The sequence below is a fragment of the Litoreibacter roseus genome (assembly GCF_009811795.1).
Classification (GTDB): Bacteria; Pseudomonadota; Alphaproteobacteria; order Rhodobacterales; family Rhodobacteraceae; genus Litoreibacter; species Litoreibacter roseus.
In genome coordinates this window covers 196,670-221,412 of the sequence record NZ_BLJE01000004.1, presented here as the reverse complement: position 1 = coordinate 221,412, position 24,743 = coordinate 196,670, and the positions used below count along the sequence as shown (strand labels likewise).

28 protein-coding genes are annotated in these 24,743 nt (G+C 57.5%); 9 read left to right on the top strand and 19 right to left on the bottom strand.

What is annotated here, in order from left to right:
* Window positions 1-22: 22 nt before the first annotated feature.
* Together lysA and KIN_RS17130 are read right to left on the bottom strand one after the other, a co-directional pair.
* A complete protein-coding gene (gene lysA / locus KIN_RS17135; protein ID WP_159809354.1) occupies window positions 23-1,288 on the bottom strand; it encodes a diaminopimelate decarboxylase in 1,266 nt (421 codons plus the stop codon).
* Window positions 1,288-1,602 (bottom strand): DUF2834 domain-containing protein, encoded by a 315-nt coding sequence (locus tag KIN_RS17130; protein WP_159809352.1) that lies wholly within the window; start codon window positions 1,600-1,602, stop codon window positions 1,288-1,290. The genes lysA and KIN_RS17130 overlap by 1 nt, the downstream gene beginning before the upstream one ends.
* A gap of 194 nt (window positions 1,603-1,796) precedes the next feature.
* Here KIN_RS17130 and KIN_RS17125 point away from each other — a divergent pair, with 194 nt between their 5' ends.
* The 3 genes from KIN_RS17125 (at window position 1,797) to KIN_RS17115 (ending at window position 6,186) form a co-directional block, all read left to right on the top strand.
* Entirely contained in the window at window positions 1,797-3,449 is a 1,653-nt protein-coding gene (locus tag KIN_RS17125) for an electron transfer flavoprotein-ubiquinone oxidoreductase (RefSeq protein ID WP_159809350.1), read from the top strand.
* A gap of 108 nt (window positions 3,450-3,557) precedes the next feature.
* On the top strand, window positions 3,558-5,267 hold the full coding sequence (locus KIN_RS17120) for a tetratricopeptide repeat protein (RefSeq protein ID WP_243144963.1): 1,710 nt from the start codon (window positions 3,558-3,560) through the stop codon (window positions 5,265-5,267).
* A gap of 1 nt (window position 5,268) precedes the next feature.
* The gene (locus KIN_RS17115; protein ID WP_243144962.1) at window positions 5,269-6,186 is read left to right on the top strand and encodes a 4-(cytidine 5'-diphospho)-2-C-methyl-D-erythritol kinase; all 918 of its coding nucleotides are present in this window, start codon (window positions 5,269-5,271) and stop codon (window positions 6,184-6,186) included.
* Here KIN_RS17115 and KIN_RS17110 read toward each other — a convergent pair.
* On the bottom strand, window positions 6,183-7,184 hold the full coding sequence (locus KIN_RS17110; protein WP_159809346.1) for a polyprenyl synthetase family protein: 1,002 nt from the start codon (window positions 7,182-7,184) through the stop codon (window positions 6,183-6,185). The genes KIN_RS17115 and KIN_RS17110 overlap by 4 nt on opposite strands.
* Window positions 7,185-7,250: 66 nt before the next feature.
* On the opposite strand from KIN_RS17110, the gene KIN_RS17105 reads away from it, so the two are divergent.
* The 3 genes from KIN_RS17105 to KIN_RS17095 all read left to right on the top strand — a co-directional run bounded on the left by KIN_RS17105 (window position 7,251) and on the right by KIN_RS17095 (window position 8,480).
* Window positions 7,251-7,466, top strand: coding sequence for a putative signal transducing protein (locus KIN_RS17105; RefSeq protein ID WP_159809344.1), 216 nt, complete (start codon window positions 7,251-7,253; stop codon window positions 7,464-7,466).
* Between the two features lie 3 nt (window positions 7,467-7,469).
* The gene (locus KIN_RS17100) at window positions 7,470-8,222 is read left to right on the top strand and encodes a tRNA1(Val) (adenine(37)-N6)-methyltransferase (RefSeq protein ID WP_159809342.1); all 753 of its coding nucleotides are present in this window, start codon (window positions 7,470-7,472) and stop codon (window positions 8,220-8,222) included.
* Between the two features lie 93 nt (window positions 8,223-8,315).
* Window positions 8,316-8,480 carry a YdcH family protein gene (locus tag KIN_RS17095; protein WP_159809340.1) on the top strand — a complete coding sequence of 55 codons (165 nt, stop codon included), beginning with the start codon at window positions 8,316-8,318 and terminating at the stop codon, window positions 8,478-8,480.
* A gap of 62 nt (window positions 8,481-8,542) precedes the next feature.
* Here KIN_RS17095 and gcvA read toward each other — a convergent pair whose 3' ends face one another.
* The gene (gcvA, locus tag KIN_RS17090) at window positions 8,543-9,478 is read right to left on the bottom strand and encodes a transcriptional regulator GcvA (RefSeq protein WP_159809338.1); all 936 of its coding nucleotides are present in this window, start codon (window positions 9,476-9,478) and stop codon (window positions 8,543-8,545) included.
* A 108-nt stretch (window positions 9,479-9,586) separates the two neighbouring features.
* Here gcvA and KIN_RS22585 point away from each other — a divergent pair, with 108 nt between their 5' ends.
* Entirely contained in the window at window positions 9,587-9,718 is a 132-nt protein-coding gene (locus KIN_RS22585; protein ID WP_279285282.1) for a hypothetical protein, read from the top strand.
* 69 nt (window positions 9,719-9,787) lie between these two features.
* Here the strand turns inward: KIN_RS22585 and phbB are convergent, their stop codons facing one another.
* The 3 genes from phbB to KIN_RS17075 all read right to left on the bottom strand — a co-directional run bounded on the left by phbB (window position 9,788) and on the right by KIN_RS17075 (window position 12,798).
* The gene (gene phbB, locus KIN_RS17085; protein WP_159809336.1) at window positions 9,788-10,513 is read right to left on the bottom strand and encodes an acetoacetyl-CoA reductase; all 726 of its coding nucleotides are present in this window, start codon (window positions 10,511-10,513) and stop codon (window positions 9,788-9,790) included.
* 130 nt (window positions 10,514-10,643) lie between these two features.
* Window positions 10,644-11,819, bottom strand: a complete 1,176-nt coding sequence (locus KIN_RS17080) for an acetyl-CoA C-acetyltransferase (RefSeq protein WP_159809334.1) — start codon at window positions 11,817-11,819, stop codon at window positions 10,644-10,646.
* A 148-nt stretch (window positions 11,820-11,967) separates the two neighbouring features.
* Window positions 11,968-12,798 (bottom strand): EAL domain-containing protein, encoded by an 831-nt coding sequence (locus tag KIN_RS17075; protein ID WP_159809332.1) that lies wholly within the window; start codon window positions 12,796-12,798, stop codon window positions 11,968-11,970.
* 106 nt (window positions 12,799-12,904) lie between these two features.
* On the opposite strand from KIN_RS17075, the gene KIN_RS17070 reads away from it, so the two are divergent.
* Complete coding sequence (locus tag KIN_RS17070; RefSeq protein WP_243144961.1) at window positions 12,905-13,489, top strand: DNA-3-methyladenine glycosylase I; 585 nt, start codon at window positions 12,905-12,907, stop codon at window positions 13,487-13,489.
* Between the two features lie 9 nt (window positions 13,490-13,498).
* Here KIN_RS17070 and KIN_RS17065 read toward each other — a convergent pair whose 3' ends face one another.
* A complete protein-coding gene (locus tag KIN_RS17065) occupies window positions 13,499-14,038 on the bottom strand; it encodes a CBS domain-containing protein (RefSeq protein WP_159809330.1) in 540 nt (179 codons plus the stop codon).
* A gap of 310 nt (window positions 14,039-14,348) precedes the next feature.
* Between KIN_RS17065 and KIN_RS17060 the strand changes: the two genes are divergently transcribed.
* Window positions 14,349-16,085: a BCCT family transporter gene (locus tag KIN_RS17060; RefSeq protein ID WP_159809328.1), complete on the top strand. Its 1,737-nt coding sequence runs from the start codon at window positions 14,349-14,351 to the stop codon at window positions 16,083-16,085.
* A 95-nt stretch (window positions 16,086-16,180) separates the two neighbouring features.
* Here the strand turns inward: KIN_RS17060 and KIN_RS17055 are convergent, their stop codons facing one another.
* The 11 genes from KIN_RS17055 to KIN_RS17005 form a co-directional block, all read right to left on the bottom strand.
* Window positions 16,181-17,431, bottom strand: a complete 1,251-nt coding sequence (locus KIN_RS17055) for an Hsp70 family protein (protein ID WP_159809326.1) — start codon at window positions 17,429-17,431, stop codon at window positions 16,181-16,183.
* A 137-nt stretch (window positions 17,432-17,568) separates the two neighbouring features.
* Complete coding sequence (locus KIN_RS17050) at window positions 17,569-18,714, bottom strand: TRAP transporter substrate-binding protein (protein ID WP_159809324.1); 1,146 nt, start codon at window positions 18,712-18,714, stop codon at window positions 17,569-17,571.
* A 22-nt stretch (window positions 18,715-18,736) separates the two neighbouring features.
* The gene (locus KIN_RS17045; protein WP_159809322.1) at window positions 18,737-19,771 is read right to left on the bottom strand and encodes a type 2 periplasmic-binding domain-containing protein; all 1,035 of its coding nucleotides are present in this window, start codon (window positions 19,769-19,771) and stop codon (window positions 18,737-18,739) included.
* Window positions 19,772-19,828: 57 nt separating this feature from the next.
* Window positions 19,829-19,969 (bottom strand): hypothetical protein, encoded by a 141-nt coding sequence (locus tag KIN_RS17040; RefSeq protein WP_159809320.1) that lies wholly within the window; start codon window positions 19,967-19,969, stop codon window positions 19,829-19,831.
* Between the two features lie 70 nt (window positions 19,970-20,039).
* The gene (locus KIN_RS17035) at window positions 20,040-20,990 is read right to left on the bottom strand and encodes a DUF5996 family protein (RefSeq protein ID WP_159809318.1); all 951 of its coding nucleotides are present in this window, start codon (window positions 20,988-20,990) and stop codon (window positions 20,040-20,042) included.
* Between the two features lie 94 nt (window positions 20,991-21,084).
* Window positions 21,085-22,164: a pyrroloquinoline quinone biosynthesis protein PqqE gene (pqqE, locus tag KIN_RS17030; protein WP_159809316.1), complete on the bottom strand. Its 1,080-nt coding sequence runs from the start codon at window positions 22,162-22,164 to the stop codon at window positions 21,085-21,087.
* Window positions 22,161-22,442, bottom strand: a complete 282-nt coding sequence (gene pqqD / locus KIN_RS17025; protein WP_159809314.1) for a pyrroloquinoline quinone biosynthesis peptide chaperone PqqD — start codon at window positions 22,440-22,442, stop codon at window positions 22,161-22,163. The genes pqqE and pqqD overlap by 4 nt, the downstream gene beginning before the upstream one ends.
* The gene (gene pqqC, locus KIN_RS17020; protein ID WP_159809312.1) at window positions 22,439-23,194 is read right to left on the bottom strand and encodes a pyrroloquinoline-quinone synthase PqqC; all 756 of its coding nucleotides are present in this window, start codon (window positions 23,192-23,194) and stop codon (window positions 22,439-22,441) included. Before pqqC ends, pqqD begins: the two co-directional genes overlap by 4 nt.
* A complete protein-coding gene (pqqB, locus tag KIN_RS17015) occupies window positions 23,191-24,087 on the bottom strand; it encodes a pyrroloquinoline quinone biosynthesis protein PqqB (RefSeq protein WP_159809310.1) in 897 nt (298 codons plus the stop codon). Before pqqB ends, pqqC begins: the two co-directional genes overlap by 4 nt.
* Window positions 24,088-24,110: 23 nt before the next feature.
* Entirely contained in the window at window positions 24,111-24,212 is a 102-nt protein-coding gene (gene pqqA / locus KIN_RS17010; protein ID WP_159809308.1) for a pyrroloquinoline quinone precursor peptide PqqA, read from the bottom strand.
* A gap of 93 nt (window positions 24,213-24,305) precedes the next feature.
* Window positions 24,306-24,731 (bottom strand): response regulator, encoded by a 426-nt coding sequence (locus tag KIN_RS17005; protein WP_159809306.1) that lies wholly within the window; start codon window positions 24,729-24,731, stop codon window positions 24,306-24,308.
* Between the last annotated feature and the right edge of the window lie 12 nt (window positions 24,732-24,743).

Sequence of the window (24,743 nt, the reverse complement as noted above, 5' to 3'; positions counted from 1 at the left end):
ATCGGCTGGATGCCCCATAGCATCACAACCAAGTTGGGATGGTATCGCGATTTATCATCTCGTCAAAGGTCGGACGTGCCCGAATGACGGCGAATTGATCCTCATGGACAAGAATCTCGGGAATCATGGGGCGTGTATTGTATTCGGAGGACATGACGGCCCCGTAAGCACCCGCGGATCTGAAGGCAATCAAGTCCCCAGTTCCGACCTGCGGCATGACCCGCTGCTTGGCGAAGGTATCGCCACTTTCACACACGGGGCCGACCACATCATACTTCACCTGCTCCCCACCCGGCGCGGGTTCCACGACGGGTATGATGTCATGATAGGCGCCATACATTGCAGGGCGGATCAGATCGTTCATCGCCGCGTCGAGGATCAGGAACTGCCGGTCTTCGCCATCCTTCACATAGATGACCTCGGCCACCAGCAATCCAGCGTTACCCGAGATCAGGCGTCCGGGTTCGATTTCGATTTCGCATCCCAGATGACCTACTGTTTTCTTTATCAATTCTCCGAATTCAATCGGTAAGGGCGGGGCCTCATTCGACCGCTCGTAGGGAATGCCAAGCCCGCCCCCCAAGTCCAAGCGACGGATGTCATGCCCATCTGTCCGCAGAACTTCCGTCAGATCGGCGACCTTCCGAAAGGCTAGCTCGAATGGCTCAAGCTGGGTCAGCTGGCTGCCGATATGAACGTCTATCCCAATAACCTCGAGCCCCGGCAAAGCAGCCGCCTGCGCATAAACCTCTCGTGCCCGACTGATCGGAATGCCAAATTTGTTCTCGGCTTTGCCCGTCGCGATCTTTTCGTGGGTTTTTGCATCCACGTCTGGATTGACCCGCACAGTAATCGGCACCGTTTTGCCTAAACTTTCAGCAACTCCGGAGAGACGCGCCATTTCGGGCTCGGATTCCACGTTGAACTGGCGAATTCCACCCTCGAGCGCGATCCGCATCTCTTCGGCGGTCTTGCCGACACCGGAAAAAACGATCCGTTCACCCGGGATTCCAGCCGCCTTGGCACGGAGGTACTCGCCCGCCGACACCACATCCATGCCCGCACCGAGATCACCCAACAGCTTTAGTACCGCTTGATTGGAGTTCGACTTCATCGCGTAGCACACAAGGTGGTCCGTCCCGGCCAATGCATCGTCAAACAGTTTGAAATGCCGGGTCAGGGTCGCAGAGGAATAGACGTAGAATGGCGTCCCAACCGAGGCGGCGATATCGGCAATTGGGACATCCTCGGCGTAAAGCGCGCCGTCACGATAGAGAAAATGATCCATCAGACAGGCCTTGTCCGCAGAAAGAGGTAGAGCGGCAAGCCACACGACACACCGATGCCAAAAGTTGCAGGGATCGCAACAAGAGCAAACCAGTTCTTACGGGTGTAGACCTCCGCGATGATCCAAACCGTCAGCGCGACGGCGGCAATTGTAAGATCCCAGACCAGCCCGCTGGTGGCGGCATTTACATGCCACGCGTCGACCATGGCCATCAGCGAGTAGCCGTTTTCATTGAACCACGCGATGAAGTAGCTCATCGGATGTATGGCGCCCCAGACGGCCAGCGCGAGGTAGATCATGCGGAGAACAGACATCGTGATCCTCTTCAATCAGTGCTTCGAAACCCTCTAAGATATATCTTCAGGCAGGAAAACCCGGCGTTTTTACTGAAAATTACTGCGATATCGGCGACGCAACGTCGCATTTGCCTCTTACATGGAGGCCTGCGAATTATTTAAAGAGTACTGAGCACCGGATTGCCGCGAGGCGCACGAGACAGGATGAGTTGATGGCTGAGATTGAACGCGAAAGCATGGAATACGATGTTGTGATCGTTGGGGCAGGTCCTGCGGGGCTAAGTGCTGCGATCCGGCTCAAACAGCTTGATGCGGAATTACAGGTCGTCGTGCTCGAAAAGGGCTCCGAGGTCGGGGCGCATATTCTGTCCGGTGCCGTGCTGGACCCGTCCGGCTTGGACGCGCTTCTGCCCGATTGGCGCGAAATGGGTGCGCCGATCACTGTACCGGTGAAAGAAGACAACTTCTACATGCTGGGCGAGGCCGGTCAGCTTCGTATTCCAAACTTTGTCATGCCGCCGCTGATGAACAACCACGGCAATTACATCGTCTCCATGGGCAATGTCTGCCGCTGGATGGCAGAAAAGGCCGAAGAGATGGGTGTCGAGATTTTCCCGGGCATGGCGTGCTCTGACCTCGTCTACGGCGAGAACGGCGAAGTGAAAGGCGTGATTGCAGGGGAGTTCGGCTTGAACCCCGATGGCACGCCAAGCGACAGCTACGAGCCGGGGATGGAACTGCACGGCAAATACGTTTTTCTGGGTGAAGGGGTGCGGGGATCCCTTTCGAAGAAAATCATTGAAAAGTTTGACCTGGCCAAAGACGCCCAACCGCAGAAATACGGCCTCGGCATGAAGGAGATCTGGGAAATCGATCCAGACAAGCATTCCGAAGGCACGGTCACGCATACAATGGGCTGGCCGCTTGGAAAGAACGCGGGCGGCGGGTCGTTTATCTACCACCTTGATAACAATCAGGTTTATGTCGGTTTTGTGGTCCACCTGAACTACGAGAACCCGCATCTCTTCCCCTACATGGAATTCCAGCGCTTCAAACATCACCCGATGGTGGCAGAGCTGCTGAAAGGCGGAAAACGCGTGGCCTATGGCGCCCGTGCGATCACCGAAGGCGGTTGGCAGTCGTTGCCGAAAACAGTCTTCCCGGGCGGCGCTCTGTTGGGCTGTTCGGCAGGAATGGTCAATGTCCCGCGCATTAAGGGGAACCACAATGCGATGCTGTCCGGCAAGGCCGCCGCAGAGGCAGCCTTTGACGCAATCGGTGCAGGGCGGACAGGCGACACGTTGGACGGGTATGACAGCGAAGTGCGCTCCGGCCCCATCGGGAAGGACCTCAAGCGCGTCCGCAACGTCAAGCCACTCTGGTCGAATTACGGCCTTACTGCGTCGCTTACAGTTGGCGGGTTTGACATGTGGACCAACAACCTGTTCGGCGCATCTGTTTTGGGTACCCTCGGCCACGGCAAGTCAGACGCCGACGCCACCGGTGAGGCCAGCAAGTTCCAAACGATTGACTATCCCAAACCAGACGGCACGCTGTCTTTCGATCGCCTGACCAATGTCAGTTTCGCTATGACCAATCACGAGGAAAACCAGCCAGCCCACCTCAAGCTAAAGGACCCCAGCATTCCGGTCGACATCAACCTGCCCAAATATGCAGGCCCGTCGGCGCGATATTGCCCGGCAGGCGTTTACGAATTCGTCGAGGAAGAAGGCAAAGACACCCGCTTTGTGATCAACTTCCAGAACTGCGTCCACTGCAAAACCTGCGACATCAAGGATCCCAGCCAGAACATTGTCTGGACCACACCGCAGGGGGGCGATGGACCGAACTATCCGAACATGTAGCGGATGGGCCACGGGCACCCGCCTATGTAACCCCTGCGCGCATGGACAACTTACGTGATGGTCCCTACGCTCTGCCAAATTCGTTTTTGAAACAGAACATGGATTGCTATGACTGCATCGTCGAAGTTTCGGGACCTCGTCTTCACCGCCGCACTGGCCGGCTTGCTCGCGCCAGGCATGGCGCCTGCACAGGGTGTATCCGGACCCTATCTGGCGGCCCGACAGGCGACAATCGCGTCGGACTATGACGACGCTGCAAAGTATTATCGCAAGGCGATCGACCGGGATCAGGGCAATCTTACGCTCTTGGAGAATGCCCTTATCTCAATGATCGCCTTGGGAGATATCGAAGGTGCGGTCGAAGTGGCTCGACGGCATCTGAAGGCTGGCGGTGAAAACCAGATCGTCGCGATCACGCTGAACACTCTGGCCATTCGGGACGGCAAGTTTGACGCCGAGATGGTCCCGTCTTCCGATCCTCAAGGGCTCACACCGCTGGTCGATGGGCTTATCAATGCGTGGATCGAGATTGGACGCGGGCAGATGTCCCAAGCGCTCGCGGCATTCGATGCGGTAGCCGAGACACCGGATTTCGCCAGCTTTGCAAGATACCAGCAATCCCTCGCGCTTGCGATGGTCGGTGACTTCGAGGCGGCGGACGACATCTTGTCGGGCGCAAAATATGGTCCTCTCACCCTAAGCACCCGTGGGATGGAAGCGCATGCGCAGGTTCTGGTTCAGCTGGATCGGTCCGACGACGCTTTGGCGCTGGTGAACGCGGCGACAGAACAGAGTTTCAGCGCAGAACTGAACGATTTGCGCGATCGTTTGAATGCAGGCGAAGAGATTGAGTACGATTTTGTTACGACCCCGCAGCACGGCGCGGCGGAAGTGTATTACAACATGGCCGCGATCCTGAATGGCCGCGCTGCACCTGAACACATTATGATCTATTCGCGCATGGCCGAATTGCTGCGCGAGGATCATGTGCCTGCCCTTCTGACCATCGCTGAAACACTAGACGACATTGGTCAGTACGACTTGGCTACAAAAGCCTTCGCGCGCGTTCCAAATACCCATCCGGCGTATTTTATCGCAGAAATGGGCCGCGCTGACTCGCTTTACTCCGCCGAACGCAAAGATGCCTCAATCGAGGTCCTGACTGCGCTCAGCAAAGCTTACCCTGACACCGCCGTCGTTCACTCAGCACTTGCGGACCTGCTAAGTCGGGAAGAGCGGGACGAGGCGGCCTTGGCGGCTTACACCCGTTCGCTTGAACTGCATGAGGCGAATGATCGTGACGCATGGCCCGTCCACTACGCACGCGGCATCGTGCACGAACGGATGGGCAATCTCGCCGAAATGGAAGCTGATTTCCGCACTGCTCTAGAGATGTCGCCAGATCAGCCGGACGTTCTGAATTATCTGGGTTATTCCCTTGTCGAGCAGCGCATCAAGCTGCCCGAGGCGCTTGAGATGATCAAAACGGCCGTCGAGCGCAGACCCGACAGCGGGTATATCACCGATAGCCTTGCATGGGTCTATTTTCGTCTGGGTCGCTATGAGGATGCCGTCGAGCCGATGGAACGTGCGGTCGAGCTTCTGCCCGTTGATCCCATCGTCAACGATCATCTCGGCGATGTGTATTGGAAAGTAAATCGCTTCCGGGAAGCGGAATTCCAGTGGAAACGGGCACTTTCGTTTGAGCCGGAAGAAGCTGATGCGGAACGCATCCGTCGCAAGATCGAAGTGGGCTTGGATAAGGTCTTGGCTGAAGAAGAAGCGGAAGCAGGCGAAACACAAACCGCGAACGACTAAGATGTTCGCGCCCGCGAAGGTCAACCTTTCGCTTCACATCGTGGGTCAGCGGGACGATGGCTACCATCTGCTGGACAGCCTCGTCATGTTTGCCACCATTGGTGACCATCTGAATATTTTTGATGCGAACACCCGGTCGCTGACGATAGAGGGACCTGAAGCGGCTGGCGTTCCGACCGATACGAAGAACTCGATTATGCAGGCGGCGGAAATCTTCAAGACAGAGCGTGGCGTGGCGTTCCTTCTGGCGAAACATTTACCAACCGCGGCTGGTATAGGGGGTGGCTCTGCGGATGCAGCCGCCGCCCTCCGCGGGTTGTTGAAACATTGGTTCGACATACCGCTGGACGACCTCCTTCAAAAAGCGCTCGATCCGGATCGTCTGGACGAAGATGAGATCGCCACCGTTTCGGCAAAGCTCAAATCACTGGGCGCTGATCTTCCGGTTTGCCTGTTCTCAAGAACGGCAAGGATGTGGGGTATCGGAGAGCAGCTGAGCTTTCTTCAAAACCTTCCCCAAGTCCCTGTTGTTCTGGTCAATCCACGCGTTCCTGTTTCAACCCCGGACGTGTTCGCCCGTATCGCGGTAAAAGCGAACCCTCCCATGCCAGACATTATTCCCAGCTTTGAAACCGTTGCTGATTTCGCGGCGTGGCTGGCAGAGCAGAGAAATGACATGCAGGACGCGGCCATCGAAGTAGCTCCGATCATAACCGACGTTCTTGCCGCGCTGGCGATGGCAAAGGGTTGCCATCTGGCACGCATGTCTGGGTCTGGGGCCACATGTTTCGGGATTTACGACACCGAGGACGCCGCGCAAGCTCAGGCAGATGTTTTGTCCGCACAACACCCAAATTGGTGGATCAAGCCCGCCATTCTTGGAAATTCTGCCGTAGGTCCAAAGCTGGCGACGGCTTAGGCAATCCGTTCGACAACGTAGTCTGCCAGATCCCTGAGCATGTCGCGCAACGGATCATCCGGAACCTCCTCAAGCGCAGCCTTTGCTTTTGAAGACCACATCAGTGCATCGCTGCGCGCCGCCTCAAGCGCCCCATGGCTCCGGAGCAAATCGAGAGCTGTCTCCAGATCGCCCTCGTCCTGCACACCTTTTTCGATGGTCTTCACCCAGAACGGACGGTCCTTATCGCCGCCCGCGGCAATCGCTTTGATCAGCGGCAACGTTAACTTCCGCTCCCGAAAATCGTCACCAACATTCTTGCCGGTCTGCGCCGATACCCCCCCAAAGTCGAGAATATCGTCCACGATCTGAAAGCTGATGCCCAACGCGTCGCCGTAGTCAAAGAAAGCTTGCACAACACGCGGCTCCACATCTGCAATCATACCGCCGACCTGCGTCGCCGCTGAAAACAACGCCGCCGTCTTGCCCCGGACAATCTTCAGGTAGGTATCTTCCGACGTCGACAAATCCTGTGCGGCGGTAAGCTGCAAGACCTCGCCTTCGGCAATAGTGGCCGCTGCATCCGACAAGACGCGCAGCACATCCAGACGACCGGTCTCGGTCATCAACTGGAACGATCTGGCGAAGAGGTAATCCCCGACCAAGACGCTGGACTGGTTGTCCCAAAGCAGGTTGGCCGAGGGTCGTCCGCGACGCTGTTCGCTTTCGTCCACGACGTCGTCGTGCAAAAGCGTCGCCGTATGAATAAACTCGACGGTTGCCGCAAGGTGAACGTGATACGGACCATCATAGCCGCACGCACGCGCCGCCGCCAACGTCATCATAGGTCGGACCCGTTTGCCACCGGCTTCCACGAGATGCGCCGTCACTTCAGGAATACGTGGCGCATGCTCCGAGGCCATGCGCGCGCGGATCAGGGTCGCAACGGACGCCAGATCGTCAGACAGGGCCGCTTGCAGCCGGTCATGTGGTTTGGTGGACGCATCATCCAAGCTCATCAACTCGCTCTGCCTCATATCGCCACAGACCTCGACAATCCGTCCGGCCTGTCGTTAGTTCACTGAATGAAAGAGCTTCTTCGCAGTAACGATCCGACGGTCATCGCCTTCGCCAAAGCACTCCTAGGTGGGGAGGATATAAGCGTCTTTGAAATGGACGTCCATATGAGCGTTCTTGAAGGATCCGTGGGCGTATTGCCGCGCCGCCTGATGGTGGTAGAGCGCGATCTGTTCATGGCCCGCGCGGTTTTGCGCGACAATGCGATCGATTTCGAAGGGTAGACCGTGCCAGCCGATGGAAATTGCCTGACGCGCGACGCTTTTCTCGGGGGCCTGTTACAGATCAACCAGCCCCGGCTCGGCTATCGCGCGACCGCAGATGCAGTCTTTCTTGCCGCCGCCTGTCCGGCAGAACGGGGCCAAACAGTTCTGGAATTGGGTTGCGGTGCGGGAACTGCGATCTTGTGTCTAGGAAAGCGCACCAAAGCATTACACCTAACGGGCGTGGAACTTCAGCCGGATTACTGCGCCCTCGCGCGGCAAAACGCAGATGAGAATGCCATTCCACTCAACGTTGTCGAGGCAGATCTGGCGAACCTACCACAAGAGATCAGCGGACAAAGCTTCGATCATGTCATCCTAAATCCACCGTTTTTCACCAGCGGCACACGGGCGGACAACAGCGGACGGGCGCGGGCGCGAAAGGAAGACACACCGCTGGAAATGTGGATTGATGCCGCCCTTAAGCGATGCGCCCCCAAAGGTCACATCACACTGATCCACTTGGCCGAGCGCTTACCAGATATTCTTGCACTGCTCAGGCCGCGGGCAGGTGCGCTTGAAATAAAACCGCTCGCCAGCCGAGCCAATCGTCCTGCCAGCCGGATCATTGTTCGGGCGAAGAAAGGCAGCAGATCGCCCGCGACACTATATAACCCGCTGATTTTACATAAGGGCGATGCACATGACGTAGACCGCGACAGCTATGCCGACGCGGCAAAGGCCATTCTGCGCCGAGGCGAGCCGCTCATATTTTAGGTATTTGCGCCGCAGTGCCGCATGTGAATTTCGTGACACATACCTATTTTTATGATGTCGTAGAGACACATTCAAACTTGCAGGAGGTATGCCATGACACTCAGTTCGCATTTGACGGAGCTGAAACGGAAACATGAAACACTATCCCAACGCGTTGAAGAAGCGCAACGCTGCCCCGGCACTGACGATCTGTCTATCGTGGACATGAAAAAGCAAAAGCTTAAATTGAAAGAAGAAATCGAGCGGCTCGCCAATTAGCGACCAATCTCGGGCAGGCGCGTTTTTTGACGCGCCCTGCCCTCCGACGACATTCAAGACACTTAGGTCCGATCAATTATTTCAACCGTATCGGCCAACCGCGCAATACTTGCCGTCTCCTCCAAAACCCAGTCGATAAATCGTGCCACATGGGGGCGTGTTTCTGTCCCGATGGGGCAAACGATCCGGTAATCCGCATGCGCCCAGATCGCCTGTTTGAGCGGCATGACAAGCCTACCCTCTCGCAAATGAGCCTCCGTCAGCGACGCCCGACCCAAAACTGCGCCAGCACCGGCAAGTGCAGCATCAACGGCGTGGTCTGCCTGACTGAAGCGCGTTCCTTGCCCCGACGCTGGACCAATGCCCACGGCATCGAAATACGCATCCCATGTCAGATCCGGCTTCAAAAACTGCGTGTCGTCCTGATGCAGAAGGGGAAGAGCCCGCAGATCCTCTGGTATCTTTACCTTGTGCGCTAACTCAGGCGTCATCATCGGTATCGACCATTCCTTGATGATGGGCCGCGAATAGAGCGATGCATCGTCTCCGCCCCGCCCGAAGCGGATCGCGACGTCAATATCATCACGCGCGAAATCCATGATGCGAAGACCCGCAGCAAATCGTAATTCGATGTCGGGATTCGCCTGCGCGAAGGAAAAAAGTCTGGGCGCAAGCCATTTCGCCGTAAAACCCGGCCCCGCTGTCACGGTAAGGATCGTTTCTTCCAAACGCCGTTTGACTGAGGACCACGCAAGTTGCAGCGCCGCAAACCCGTCCGACACACCAGGTTGAAGCAGGCGACCTTCTTCGGTCAATTCCACTGCCCGATTGAGGCGTTTGAACATCGGCACGCCGATGTGATCTTCAAGCGATTTGATCTGGAACGACAGCGCCGCTGGTGTGACCCGAAGCTCCTCGGCAGCTTTCGCAAAACTCATGTGACGCGCGGCAGCTTCAAAGGCACGCAAGGCGGTCAGCGGAGGAAGGCGATCAGACACTTCACACAAGTATTACTTATCTGAACACAGGGAAAGTCTCGTTTGTCAGAAGAAAACAGAAAAGCGATGTTGAGTTAAGTTAAGTTTCTCAAATCAAAGAGGTCCAAAATGTTCGAGTTGCAAACCAATACACCCACGATCGATGCGCAGCGCAAAGCCCACGAGGCCCGCGCTGCGGCCTTCACAGGATTGTTCCGGATGGTACCCAGACTTGTCTCTTCCCTGCGGCACAGCGGCTAAGACCATCTGAAACAAAAAGGGCGGCGGGTCGTGCGAGACCGGCCGCCCTGCATTCTAAAGTGTCTGCTTTTAGACCATGTACTGACCGCCGTTTGCAGACAGCGTCGATCCTGTAATGAACCCGCCATCGTCCGAGGCGAGGAACACCACGCAACGCGCGATTTCCTCTGCTTCGCCCAAACGACCAACCGGAATTTGCGGCAGGATGACTTCGTTCATCACTTTCTCAGGGATCGTACTCATCATCTCAGTATTGATGTAACCCGGTGCGATCACATTCACTGTGATACCGGCCCGCGCGCCCTCTTGCGCCAGAGCTTTCGTAAAGCCGATGTCGCCCGCCTTCGCTGCCGCATAGTTGGCCTGCGCAAATTGCCCCTTTTGACCATTGATTGAACTGATCGTAATGATCCGGCCAAATTTGCGCTCCCGCATGCCGGGCCAGACCGGATGGGTCATGTTGAAAACGCCCGAAAGGTTTGTGTTCATTACCTCGGACCACTGGTCAGGTGTCATCTTGTGGAACGGCGCGTCACGCGTGATACCAGCGTTGTTCACTAGAACCTCGACCGGGCCAAGATCAGCCTCGACCTGAGCGATCCCGTCTTTACACGCGTCGTAACTGGCAACATCCCACTTATAGGTTTTGATGCCTGTTTCGTCTGTGAAAGCCTTCGCTTTCTCGTCATTGCCTGCGTAGGTCGCAGCAACATCGTATCCTTCCGCTTTCAAAGCTTTCGCAATGGCCGCGCCGATTCCGCGAGATCCGCCAGTGACAAGGGCAACACGTCCCATAATTCATTCCTCCTCTTCGTGTATGAAAATAAGCTAGCGTGCGGATCACGTTTGCCCATCCGGGATGGTGATCCGCACTGTGATGTATCGCTTGAAAAGGCGGCAACGCCTTCAAGCGCGCGGTCGGTTTCTAGCCGCGCTCGACGCACATGGCGACGCCCATGCCACCACCGATACACAGCGTTGCGAGGCCCTTCTTGACGTCGCGACGCTTCATCTCGAACAGCAGGGTGTTCAGAACCCGGCAGCCTGACGCGCCAATGGGGTGACCGATGGCGATCGCGCCGCCGTTTACGTTTACGATCTCGGGATCCCAGCCCATATCCTTGTTCACGGCGCAGGCTTGTGCGGCAAAAGCCTCGTTGGCTTCAACCAGATCAAGGTCGCCCACAGACCATCCCGCCTTTTCCAACGCTTTGCGAGACGCATGGATCGGGCCAACCCCCATGATAGACGGGTCGAGCCCCGCCGTCGCGTAGGACGCGATCCGCGCGAGCGGTTCGATCCCCCGCTTTTCCGCGTTGTCGGCGGTCATTAACAGTGTAGCCGCGGCGCCGTCGTTCAAGCCGGATGCATTGGCCGCCGTGACCGTACCGTCCTTGATGAAGGCAGGGCGGAGTTTCTGCATGGCTTCGATTGTTGCGCCGTGGCGGATGTATTCGTCCTGATCAACGACAACATCACCTTTGCGCGTCTGAACGGTATACGGTGTGATTTCGTCCTGAAACTTACCGGCCTTCTGAGCCGCTTCCGCCTTGTTTTGGGAACTGACCGCGAACTCGTCCTGGGTATCCCGGCTGATCTGCCACTTTTCTGCGACGTTCTCTGCGGTCTGCCCCATATGGTAGCCATTGAACGCATCCCAAAGGCCATCGCGGATCATCGAGTCGATGTATTTCATGTCGCCCATTTTCTGGCCCGCGCGCAGATGCGCGACATGGGGGCTGAGGCTCATGCTTTCCTGACCACCCGCAGCGACGATATCAGAATCACCAAGCTGGATGTGCTGCGCACCCAATGCGACAGCCCGGAGCCCGGATCCGCAGACCTGATTAATACCCCACGCAGAGCTTTCGATCGGCAGGCCCGCGTTGACATGTGCTTGGCGCGCAGGGTTCTGTCCCTGCCCGCCGGTCAAAACCTGACCCATAATCGTCTCGGACACCTCGGACTTATCGACGCCGGCCCGCTCGACCACGGCTTCAAGGACTGCTTTCCCAAGATCATGTGCAGGTGTGGAGGCGAATCCTCCGAGAAAACTTCCAACGGGGGTGCGTGCGGCGGATGCGATTACGACATTGGTCATGAGATGTCCTTTCGGCCTCTATGTGGGCGTGTGCCTTCTCAACAGACTGACGCTGCGGCACACTGGTGAAGCCCTGCATTTACCAATGTCGGTTCAACTATACAACGCGGTTGGGAAACAGTCTGTTCTGCCCTTTGGTCGTATGGACTTATCCAGTCGCGTTCAAAGGTGCCGCGTGGTGATCGTCCTTCGGATAGGTCATCGAAGGCGCCGCGAAGTAATAGCCCTGCAGACATTCGACACCGATACTTGCGAGGTATTCCGCCTCTTCGCGGCGTTGCACGCCTTCGACCACGACGAACATTTCGAACTGGCGCGCGATAGAGACCATCGCGGCCATCAAAACCTGGTTATCCCGATCTTCGTCGATTCTCGTGCAGAAGCTGCCGTCGATTTTGACAATGTCGAAGAAAAAATCCTTGAAGTGCCGAAACGACGTATAGCCTGCGCCGAAATCATCCAGCGCAAAGGACACGCCCAAAAGATGCATCCGATCCATGAAATCCTTGACCAGATCGGGCATTGTCATGGCGGAGGTTTCAGTGACCTCGATAATCAAACGTTCCGCCACTGTTGGATTTTCAGTCAGCCCAGCATGCAATGTCACTTCCCACGCGGGGTATCCAATCGTACGGGGGGACATATTTATCGACAGCCGAAGTTGCGGATCGGCGGCCAGCGCGGCCAAACCATGCTTCAGCGCCAGACAATCCATCAACCGCCCTTCTTCGCGCGTTTCAATCGCTTCGATGAAGTCCTGAGCGGGTAGAATGCGTCCCTTTTCGTCTCGAATTCTGAGAAGCGCTTCGTAAAATGCAGGGCGTCCGTTGCCGCCGCTTCGAACAACAGGTTGAAACGCAAGGGCAACGCGATCAAGACGCAAGGCCGTTTTCACGGTCTCCATCATTCCTGCGTCGCGCATGGCAATCGCGGTCGCGAGCGGGCTCTCGCTTTCCGCAGGATGACCAGGTTGCCACATTGTCCGACCTCCGAAGTTTGTTGCTGCTGTCTACCGCCCAACCGTTTAAACGCGGGTTAAAGTTCTATCTTTGTTCAAATTGAAAAGATGCGGGAGGACGGGAAAAATGGCAGGGGCTAATATGGAGCGATGCAGTTGGTGCGGCACCGAAGATATCTACGTGGAATATCACGACGCCGAATGGGGCGTGCCCCAGCGAGACAGCCGGATGCTGTGGGAAATGCTCGTACTTGAAGGGTTTCAGGCCGGGCTCAACTGGATCACCATTCTCAAGAAGCGGGAGAATTTCAGGGAGGCATTTGAGGGCTTCGACCCAGACAAGATTGCCACTTGGGGTGAACCCCAGATTGAGAAACTACTTCAAAACCCCGGTATCATTCGCCATCGGGGGAAAATTGCGGCGACGATAACCAATGCACAGGCTTGGCAGGCGGCCGAGCAGAACGGCGGGTTTGATCGGTTCATCTGGGATTATGTCGATCACCAGCCGATCCAGAATGACTTCCAATCCATGTCTAATGTCCCGGCGGCCACCGATCTGAGTACACGAATGTCGAAGGACCTGAAGAAGGCGGGGTTCAAATTCTGTGGGCCGACGATTGTCTATGCTTTCATGCAGGCCTGCGGTCTGGTGAACGACCATATGACCAATTGCCCCCGCCATTCAGAGGTTGCGCGCCTGTCACAATGACCAACACGCTTAGATCGACCGCAGAACAATCAAAATCGCGACCGTGTAGATAAGAAGACCACCACCGATCAAATAGTAGTGGAAGTTCTTAGCGACGCTCGCCTTTGCCATCTGCCCCATCTGATACATGAGGTCGGGCCACGTGTAGGATACGAAGTCACCCTGAGTGAAAACCGCCTTTATCTTGCCGTCACCGTCGACCACGGGCAGGCGGCGGAAGCGCTCGTTTGACATCATGCGCAACCAATCCACGAAATCATCTTCCTCTCGCGCCAGACGCGGGTTCTCGGTCATCAGATCACGCAGCTTTGTCTTGCTGGCATCCAGCCCCTTGGCGACCAGCTTGTTCATGATGTCCCGCTCAGTGACCACACCGATGACCTGGTCTGCCGGATCGACGATGATCACACAGCCATAGTTCTTGTCAGACATCGCGGCGACCGCTTCCAAGACGCTGTCATCCGGCCCCCGGGTCAACGGTTTGGATTTACTGGCATATTCTGGCCTGTCTTTTAGCCGATTGCCGGGCCGTTCGGTGTCCTGCGTCATATCTGACCTCCTGACATTGTTCCTGTGAAATGACCTAGAACGATGTCGGATGGCAGCAACTCTATGGGTTCGAACGATACGATCTCTGTCGCCCTACACATCCAAAATACAAAGCCGGACGCGCGACTCATCCCAGCCCGGCACCGACGTTGGGCATTCGCATAAGCTGCTGGATTTGTTCTGAACCCGGTCCTCTGGTAGTCTGAAAGCAATCAACCGTGTCGTCTTCAAGCACTGTCGCGTCGTTTGACGAAGCATTCGCGCCGCCTGCGCGTTCTTAATATGACCGGTACAACACAGGGAGATGCACATGACGGACGTCAGTGGCGATCAAGGCATTCCGACCCCAGACGGGCACCACCATCCAATCGATACGGACTACGAGATTGGCACACATAACGTGGACGGATCTGTTGGGCCGTTCGGGTTTGACATCCACAACCCGGTTTTCATGATTTCGGGCATTTCGATTGTGGCCTTTGTTTTCTATACGCTCGCCCTGCCCGATATGGCAGGCGCGATGTTCTCGGCGATGTTTACGTTCGTAACCACGAATTTCGACTGGTTTTTCCTTTCGGCAGGCAACATCTTCGTGCTCTTCTGCCTCTTGCTGATTGTACTTCCCATCGGATCAGTTCGTCTTGGGGGCGCGGATGCAACGCCCGACTATGGCTACATCGGATGGTTTGCGATGCTCTTCGCGGCGGGCATGGGCATCGGGTTGATGTTCTACGGCGTCTCCGAACCGATGAGCCATTTTTCCAGCGCGATGGGCGGAACGGCCGTTGAAAACGGCGTGCGCACCGACTGGGCACCTCTTGGGGGTGCCGAAGGAAACGAAGCCGAGGCCGTCCGCCTTGGCATGGCCGCAACCATCTATCACTGGGGACTGCACCCGTGGGCCATGTATGCCGTGGTCGCACTGGCATTGGCGCTGTTTTCCTACAACAAGGGCCTGCCGCTGACGATCCGTTCGGCCTTCTATCCCCTGTTTGGCGAGCGGGTCTGGGGCTGGACCGGCCACGTCATCGACACGCTCGCTGTATTCGCAACGCTCTTCGGGCTTGCCACATCCCTTGGCTTTGGCGCGACGCAGGCAGCGAACGGACTGACGCTGCTTTTTGGGTCGGGCGTCGCAGAAGAAGGCACACGCTCCTTTCTGGGTATGGCCTTTGGCAACACCGAAGACAGTGGCGTGACGAACTCCGACGGATTGCTGGTCTTGCTGATCACAGTCATCACCGCCGTTGCGCTGATCTCTGTCGTGCGCGGGTTGGACGGTGGTGTCAAAATCCTGTCGGAAATCAACATGGGTCTGGCAATATTGCTGTTGCTCTTCGTTCTGACCGTCGCGCCTACCTTGGATATCCTGACCGGGTTCGTGAGTGCACTTGGCGCGTATTTCCAATACCTGCCTGAGCTTTCCATGCCCTTCGGACGCGAAGACACCAACTTCGTTCAAGGATGGACGGCATTCTACTGGGCATGGTGGATCAGCTGGTCACCCTTCGTTGGTATGTTCATCGCGCGGGTTAGCCGGGGACGCACGGTCCGTGAGTTCGTGATCTGCGTGCTGCTGATCCCATCACTCGTCTGCGTGCTTTGGATGAGCGTTTTCGGCGGTACGGCCATTCAGCAGGTGATCCAGGACGGCTACCAAGCAGTCACCGGCGCGCCGCTTGAGTTGAAACTCTTCCGGATGCTCGAAGCCCTGCCACTTGCCTCTGTCACCTCGCTTGTCGGGATCATTCTGGTGATCGTGTTCTTCGTGACATCGTCAGATTCAGGGTCGCTTGTGATCGATACGATCACTGCGGGCGGCAAGGTGGATGCGCCCCTGCCCCAGCGTGTGTTCTGGTGTACCTTTGAAGGGGCGGTTGCAATCGTACTGCTCCTGTCTGCCGGGGGGCTATCGTCGCTTCAGTCCATGGTGATCTCAACCGGCCTGCCTTTTGCGGTCGTGCTCCTGCTGCTGTGCGTCTGCATCTGGAAAGGTCTGCACAGCGAAAGGGCGGCCCTGCTCAGTCAAAGCAAACCGGCGGAATAACAGAGCCTGCACTTCTCTCGAAGCGGTCTGGCAAACGCGCACCGCTTCGGGAGGACGGGCATAAGAAACTGAAAAAGCCCGCCTGCTCTTCGCACCTAAACCTTTCCGGAAGCGATGGCCAATCCGTCCGTGACCGCTGTAAACACCTCGGTAAACTCGTGCTCGGCGTCGGGAAACTGGGCCTTCATTGTATCGGACACAATCGACATTAGGCTAGATCCTCCCACGTAGATGACCCGAGCCACTTGCCCCGTTTCCAAGCCCGCGAGACGCAGGATTTCCTGCGCCCCGCCCTGTAGCTGCTTGGCGTAAGGTTCAAGGATCTGCCTCAGGACGTCAGACGGCAGCGGCACAAAGAGGTCCCGCTCCACCTCGCTCAATTCAATGACAGCCGTCCCTGCACCACTGTTGGCCGCGATCTTCCCGCGCTCTACTACAAAGGCCAGATCATGACCCAGCTCATCTTCGAGTACAGTCGAAAGTCGGCCCAGTTTTTCTGGCACCTCCGCCAACCGTACCATCTCTTCGACCATCCGACGGTTCTGGCCGGTATAGAGAAAGGGAATTTTCTCCCACGTCGCCAGATCGTTGAAGATCGCAAACGGCACAGGCGACAGTCCGGGACCGATCACCTTGCGTAGTGCCGTTCCTTTGCCCAACAGCGGCATCACCCGATCAATGTTGATCGCCCGGTCAAAGTCCGTTCCACCGATGCGCACGCCGTAATTCGCCAGAATATCGACGCCGTCCGCGCCACTTCGGAACAGCGAGAAATCCGATGTCCCGCCCCCGATATCGACGATCAATCCAACCTCGCCCGATTGATCCAGCGCGCCGCTTGCGATGGCCGCTGCTGCTGGTTCTGCCAGAAACTCGACGTCCCGAAATCCGGCTGTCAGATAGCAGGCCCGTAAGTCTGCCTCAGCCTGCGCCTCACGCGGATCGCCCGCCCCGTGGAACACCACCGGTCGTCCCGACAGCGCACGGTCGAACACCAAGCCGGTCTCCAACTCGGCACGGGATTTGATCGTATTCAGGAACCGCGCGATGATATCAACGAAGGTCACCTGCTCGTTCAGGATCCGTCGTTTTTCGTGCATTAGACTCGTACCCAACACGCGTTTCAATGCGCGCATGAACCGGCCTTCCGCGCCATCCAGCAAAGCCTGATTTGCAGGCTCCCCGATTAAGGTCTGTCTGGTTTCGAAGTCGAAGAAAAATGTGGTGGGGATCGTCGTGCGACCGGGGGCAAGTTCGATAAGACGCGGCGCCCCATCCGCCAGAAAGCCAGCGGCAGAGTTGGATGTCCCGAAATCTATTCCAAGGACTGTGTTCTGACCGACCATGGCCACCGCTCCCGACGTGAAACAAAGCGCCGCGTCTAGGTGGGGGAAAGGCGAAGGTCAAGCGCGCCGTGATCCGAACGGCTTTACAAAAGGTCCCGCGACGGGCGCAAGTTGATGCAACCCGTCGCGGAAGAGACTTAAAGCTCCAGATGCTCGAAGGAGTAGTTTGACCACAGCGGCGTCGACCCGAACCGCCGCGCAAGATACTCCGCCTGATCAAACGGTGCGCCGCCAAACATCAAAGACCGGTGCGCATCAAAGCTCTCGAAAATGCGGCGCGCCAGATCGTCATCATTTGCAACGCCGGAGACAACCTCCATCGATTTCTTTGCAATGGCGTCCCACACATCATCGGGCAGGAGCGTTGGCTGCACACCATATTCGTTGATCATCTGCGTCAGCGCCAACCCGTTGTTGCCATAGTAATCCGCCGAGTGCAGGGACAGTTCAACATCCGTCGCCGTCTGAATGATCGATTGTTCCCGGCTGCTCAGGCCATCCCAGAATGCCTTGTTCATCCCCAGAGCCGCCATGGTCCCGGGCTCATGGAAACCGGGATAAACATACGTGCTCAGGATTTTCTGAAACCCGAAATGAAGGTCGTTGTAGGGCCCGACCCACTCGGTTGCATTGATCGATTGCTCAAACAGGGCCTTCACGATGCCGCCGCCTGACAAAACAACAGCCTCTGCGCCAAGCTCCGAGATGACCTGCCCGCCTAGACCCGGCATACGCATCGTCAAACCGTTGAAATCATCGACAGACTCGATCGGTTTGTCGAACCAGCCACCCATTTGAACGCCCGTGCCGCCGACGGGCAGGGATTTCACACCGAACTGCGCGTTGACCTCGTCCCAAAGTGCCTGTCCTCCGCCGTAAGTCAGCCAAGACGCCTGTTCCAGCATGGTCAAACCAAGTGGAACAGTGGTGAAAAAGTTCAGACCACGGTGCTTGCGCTGGAAGTAGTACTCGGCGGAATGATACATTTCGATATCACCGTTTCCGGCCGCGTCATGCACTTCGAGGGCCCCGACCAATTCGCCGGGACCGTAGACTTCAACACTCAGGCTGCCTTCACTCATCTGAGTAATTGTTTGGGCAACACGGGCAGCGCTGTCCGCCAGACCCCCCAGATCCTTGGGCCAAGAGGTCGCCATGCGGATCGTGCGCGCGCCACCTGTCTGCGCTACCAACGGTGCAGCAAGACCACCGGCCATACCCGCCAGACCAGCACCAAGAAGACCGCGACGCGTTGTGATTTTTTGAGATGTGTTATTCGACATAAGGGTCACTCCAAGTGCTGTATCACAGCACGTCTGACAGAACGCGTTTACGGCTTGCGAAATATGAGGCTTCGCCGATGTCACTCCATCCGGCGACATCCTTGAGGAAGTAGATATAGGCCTCGACAGCCTTCAGCCGTTTCTCGTCCAGCACCTCGATATCTTTGATGACCCCCTCCGCCGCAGCAACCTGCGCGTCCCAGAACGCAGGCGCAGATGTTGCTATGGTGATGTCTTGCGAAATCTCTGCGTAGGCCTTGGCGTTCAGATAGGCAGCCTGCGTGCGCACCTGTCCGTTATGGGCCGTGACGCATTTTTCCAGCAGACTGATTTCCGCCTCATCCATGTCCGCCAGCACATCGGTGTTGACGCCCAAGGAAATAGAAGAGTTCGGCAAGCCCGCACTCGGCGCATAAACATAGGGGAAAGCCTGATGGAGACCCCGTTTCACCATTTCATAGGCCGGGATACCTTCGACACCAAATGCGCTTGTCACATCATCGGTGTTCATCAGGGACATTGACGGCACGCCGAGCTTCTCCAGAAGCTTCAATCCGGATCCGACGCTTGCAATCGGACCGCCGACGCCCTCAACGGTCGAGATCGGCTCACGGCTCCAGATCGGCATGGGACCGGTGTCGCCTGCAAGGTAGTTCTTGATCTTGGAGTCCAATCCGAAAGAGTTCCAGACATCCGCGCCACCTGCGGTATAGACCCAAGCTTCCAACTCATTGGGGGCCATACCATTGGGCATCGCCGCGAACAGGGCCAGCGCAGGCTCTTCCGCGATAAAGTTCCCTTCGGACGACAGGTACATATCCTGACTGCCATTGCTCACAATCTTGCGGAGATCGACCGCGGAAGACGGCTCTACCACGGTAATTTCAAGCTGAATGCGCCCATCCGTCACCAACGCAAAGCGGTCAGCCAGCCGCGCGCCGTCGTCGGGAAGGTCCGTGATCAACCGCAGAACCCGCGCAGTTTGCGCCATCATCGGGGTCGCCACACCCAGACCTGCACCGACCGCCAATCCGGAAAGAATAGATCTTCTCTTCATTGCAAAAACTTTGCCCCCTTAGAATGCCCGACGGTCCGTCCACGGGCTGTCTTGATGTTAGTTGCTCGACTTCTTTTGCTCTGGCAAGACGCGTTCGCGCAGCACCACTTCCATGTGGTTGCTCATCCCGCCCAGAACGGCTTTCATGTTGGTGATCTCACCTTGAATTTTGGCACAATCAGGGCCAGCATATGGCATTGTTTCGAGGCGTCTTGGGCGCGCGTTAACCAAAAACCCTAAGCCCGCCATTTTCCTTGAAATATGCCGATTAAACTGCACGCGGCACACCGGGCACGCCCATGTCGCATTCCAGCGTTTTTCGGTCCCAATCGCCAGATTTCGCGGCTGCCACGTAGGTTGATGTCAAGAAATCCAACAGCGTTTTGTCCGGGTTTGGCGATGCCCGAACCGCCCCATAAGGCAGCAAGAATTCGCCGAGTTCCGCATCCCACCGAGTTGCATCGGGCGCGACGGGCTGCTGAGAAAACGTCTCGGGTGTCGGATAGGCGTAGGAATAGAACATCGGTTCACCGATACCCGCACCCGGCCAAAACCCTGCTGATGACACTTCGTGGCTATAGGCCTCCTGCGTCACGGTGTCTGGTAGATTGGGCACGCCGCCCGGATGCGGCGGCGCATCTGCCCCGGAAAACCGCGTCACGGCCAGATCGAAAGACCCCCAGAACAGATGAACGGGGGACACTTTCGCAAGGAAGCCGGTCCGAAACTGAGAAAACACCCGCTCGATCCGCACCAAAGCCTGATGAAACTGCAGAACAGCGGCGCCATCATAGGGGCGGGGCATCGTGTCTTCGGTGAACGGAACGGCATCCTTCATCTCATTCGGGCGCCCGTGGATGGAAAAGGTCCCGCCCACGGCGCGAACCGCGTCGCGAAGTCCGGCCTGAAACTGGGAAACGCCCATGGCGCCCAGCGGAAACGTCTCACGCGCCCCTGCGTCTGTCTCGACGACGCAAAGCCCGTCGTGGAAATCCAGCGCCAACGATACCATCCCGCTCTGATCCGGCACCAGCCCCGTGGTCAGTCCGCGAGGCGTCACATAGAGCGTCGCATGCCATGAATGGTTGAGCCACGGCGTATGCGCCAGCCGGTACTTCCCCATGATCTGCGTCCAGAGATGAAGCGCGACAGCGGTCTCCGCCCATGGCGCGTAGGGAATATCCGGCCACGGCTCAGGCGATGTGTTCGGGTGCGACATGCAGCGCGCCTCCTTCAAATTGTAGCTTCACGTTGGGCCCTGCGCCGGACGTAAACCCGTTGGCATAGGTGTTATGCGGCAGCCAGTGTCGCGCTCAGAGCTTCCGGTAGACCAGCGCATTTTCGACTGCCTGCTCGTCGGCAGCAAGACGTGCCTGAATGGCAGCGTTAAGCGGAGATTTATGGCACACGGGATCCGTTGCGGACGCATCACCCGCAAGCGCCATGGCCTGACACCGGCATCCGGCAAAATCGCGGTGCTTGAGATCGCAGGACCTGCACGGCTCCTGCATCCATGCGTCGCCACGGTAAGCATTGAAGGCTGGTCCATCATACCAGATATCCCTCAAAGGTGTGTCGCGGATGGACTGGAACTGCAGATCAGGAATGGTCTGTGCCGCATGACACGGCAGAACCAATCCGTCCGGCGCGATGTTCAAACCCACCATGCCCCATCCACCCATGCAGCGCTTCGGCGTCCCCGAATGGTAATCCGCCGGAACATAATCCAGCACCAACCGACCCTTCAGGCGCTCTCGCGCCTCAGCAACAACGCGCCCGGCCGTTTCCGCCTGTTCTTTTGTTGGCATCAAGGCCGCCCTGTTTTGTAGCGCCCAGCCGTGAAATTGCACGATCGCAACCTCGATCCGACGTGCGCCAAGTTCCAGCGCCATCTCTATTGCACGGGGAAGCTGGTGCAGGTTCTTTCGGTGCAGCACAGTGTTCAGCGTCAACGGAATCCCAAGATCGCTGATCCATCTGGCCGCCTGCATTTTGCGTTTGAACCCGCCATCGTAGCCGCCGATCATGTCCGCCATCTGCGGGTCGGTGCCCTGCAAGGACAACTGGACATGATCCAACCCCGCGTCGTCCAAGGCGCGCAGTCGCTGTTCCGTCAAACCGATCGCCGAGGTTATGAGGTTGGTGTAAAGTCCCGCCGCCCGTGCACCGGCGACCAGCTCGGTCAAATCACGGCGCGCGGCAGGCTCGCCCCCCGACAAGTGCAATTGCAATACGCCCAACTCTGCCGCCTGATGAAAGGCATCAAGCCACACATCAGTGGTCAATTCCTGCGACTTCTGGGTTAGCGCCACAGGGTTCGAGCAATAGGGGCAGGACAGAGGACAGCGGTGGGTCAGTTCCGCCAACATGGCAATGGGGGGCGGCGCACTCATCGCGCGATATCCAGAAACCGCCGATCCGCAAGGCCTGCAATATAGGCACTCACGTCCTCGGCAATTTCAGCGGTAGGGGCTTCGTACGTTTCAGCCAGACGGGCCACGATAGCCTCAAAATTCCGTATGCCATCGATTTCGCGGTGAATGGCCAGCGCAATCTCGTCGAGGCTGATGGTCCGCTCCGGGGCGAGCAAGACCCATCGGTCCCGCACCTTGTCGAAATGCAATCTGACCCCGCGAGGCATCACCGGCACGTCATTGGCCTCCAAAGTCATGATGCCTTTGCGGCGTGGGCCCGCAGATAGGTCCCCGGATCCCACGCCCCCGGCGGACGGCGCGCGGGCTCCACATAGGCCGCATGTAACGCATCCAGCTGCGCCCAAAGTACGTCGGTCTTGAAGATCAGCGCTGCCGCCGCTGCGTCCTGCTTTTCTGCCGTATCCGCATAATCTAGCACCCAGGACAGACCAAACGCCACATCCTTCGGCGCCTCGACAAGCCGATTTTTGAAGTAAGACAGGCTTCTCTCATTGGCGAAGGCATAGTTCGCCAACAGCCCTTCGATCCGGGCCGCATGTATCTTCGGCGCGAACAATTCCGTCAGGGACGCCGCCACGGCCTCCAACAAGCTCTTGTCGCGCACGAAGCGGACATAGGCGTCCACGGCAAACCGCGTGGCGGGCAGAACACCATCCTTGCTGGCGACATAGTCCCGATCCAGACCCACCGCATCGGCCAGCCGCAACCACCGCTCGATCCCGCCATCCTGCGCGTCGGTGCCGTCGTGATCCTCGATCCGGGACCGCCACGCCCGGCGCAGTGCCGGATCCTCGACCCGGCTCATGAAAGCAGCGTCCTTCATCGGAATACTGGCCTGATAGTAGAACCGGTTGATCACCCATGCACGCACCTGATCCGCAGTGCATCCGCCTGAGTGCAAAAGATGATGGAACGGGTGCTTGTCGTGGTAGCGCTGACGGCCAATCTCTCTCAGCCGATCTTCAAATGCTGTGCGCGAAGCCGTCATAGCTCGATCTCCATCCCGTCTTGCCCGATGGTCCACCCCCGCGCCTCGGCCTTTGCGCGTTCCGCAGCATCAGGGCGCAAGACCGGGTTCGTATTGTTCATGTGAACAAACACCTTCCGCCCGATCCGCAGCCTGTCAAAGGCGGCAATGGAACCGCGGGGACCCGCCATCGACATATGCCCCATACGCGCGCCTGTCTTTTGACTGAGCCCGGCCCGGACCATCTCATCATCTTCCCAAAGAGTACCATCGAAAAGAACCAGGTCCGACCCATCAATGCGCGTGCGCAAATCGTCGCTCAGCGCGGCGCAGCCTGGAATGTAGTGCACCGATTGCGCAGCGCTTTCCAGATGAACCCCTACCGTCTGTTCGCCCTGAAGCTGCGTGTCCACCACGTCCCCCTCTAGGTAGAGCGGCACCTTCCCCGGCACGGCATAAAGCGTCACCATAACACCCGGAACCAACTCGAAAGGCTGATCCAAGGCAATGGCGCGACGGTCCACAATACCAGCGGCGAGCGCATCGAAAACGGGGTTGGCCGCGATCACGTTCTGAATTTCCCGCGTCGCGAATAGGGTGAACGGCTGTTGTTCCCTCAGCGTGAGAAGGCCCGCGATGTGGTCGATATCGCCATTCGTCAAAAGGACCGATTTTATAGGGCTCACGCGCAGGTCCGTCGGATGAAGATGCGACGCCAGTCGAAGCTGATCGCGAATATCCGGCGAGGCGTTCACAATCGCCCAAGCCGCACCATCGCCAGAAACAGAAATTGAGGATTGGGTCTGCGCAGGTATCTCGCCTGCACGGGCGAGGTTACAATTTTCGCAACCGCAGTTCCATTGGGGCAGCCCGCCACCCGCAGCGGCGCCCAGAATATGCACGCGGAGGCTCACTCAGCTGATCCGCGTGCCGTTGTTCAGAACAGTGTGTCGCTTTCGCGCTCTTCGCCCTCAGGGCCATACATGTTGATTTCCATGCCGCATTCGATTTCGCGAATGACCGGTTTCTTCCACGCCATCATACATCCTCCGCCGTGTTTCAGATGCTCCACCCTAGGGAGCAGGCTGCCCGAGAGTCACTCCGACCAAGGTCTAAGGGATGCCCTGCCTCGTTATCCACCTGACGATCCGAAACCGTCCAACGCATCCCGCACCGCCGTCAGCAATTCCTGAGGTTGGTAGGGCTTGACCAGAAATTTGACATCCGACGTTCGGAAGCTGCGCACTTCATCAGCACTGCCCATCACAACGATCACCGGCGCAGTGATGCCTGCCTCGCGCAGACCGTCTATCAGCTCCTCAAGCGACATGCGCAGCAAATGGCGGTCGATGATCAGGCAGTCAGGATGTCGCACATCATCAGTGCGCGCGGCCTTGATGATAAGCGCTTCGGTCGCGTGGGCATGCACGGCGAAGTCCCATGAACCCAACAGCGCATCCATCGAGGATCGAACAGATTTGTCTGTCGCCACAAGCCAGATGTCCGGCGGTGTGTCAGGTGATCGCGTATCGGCAGTGTGGGTGGGTTCATCTTTCACGAAAACGGCGCA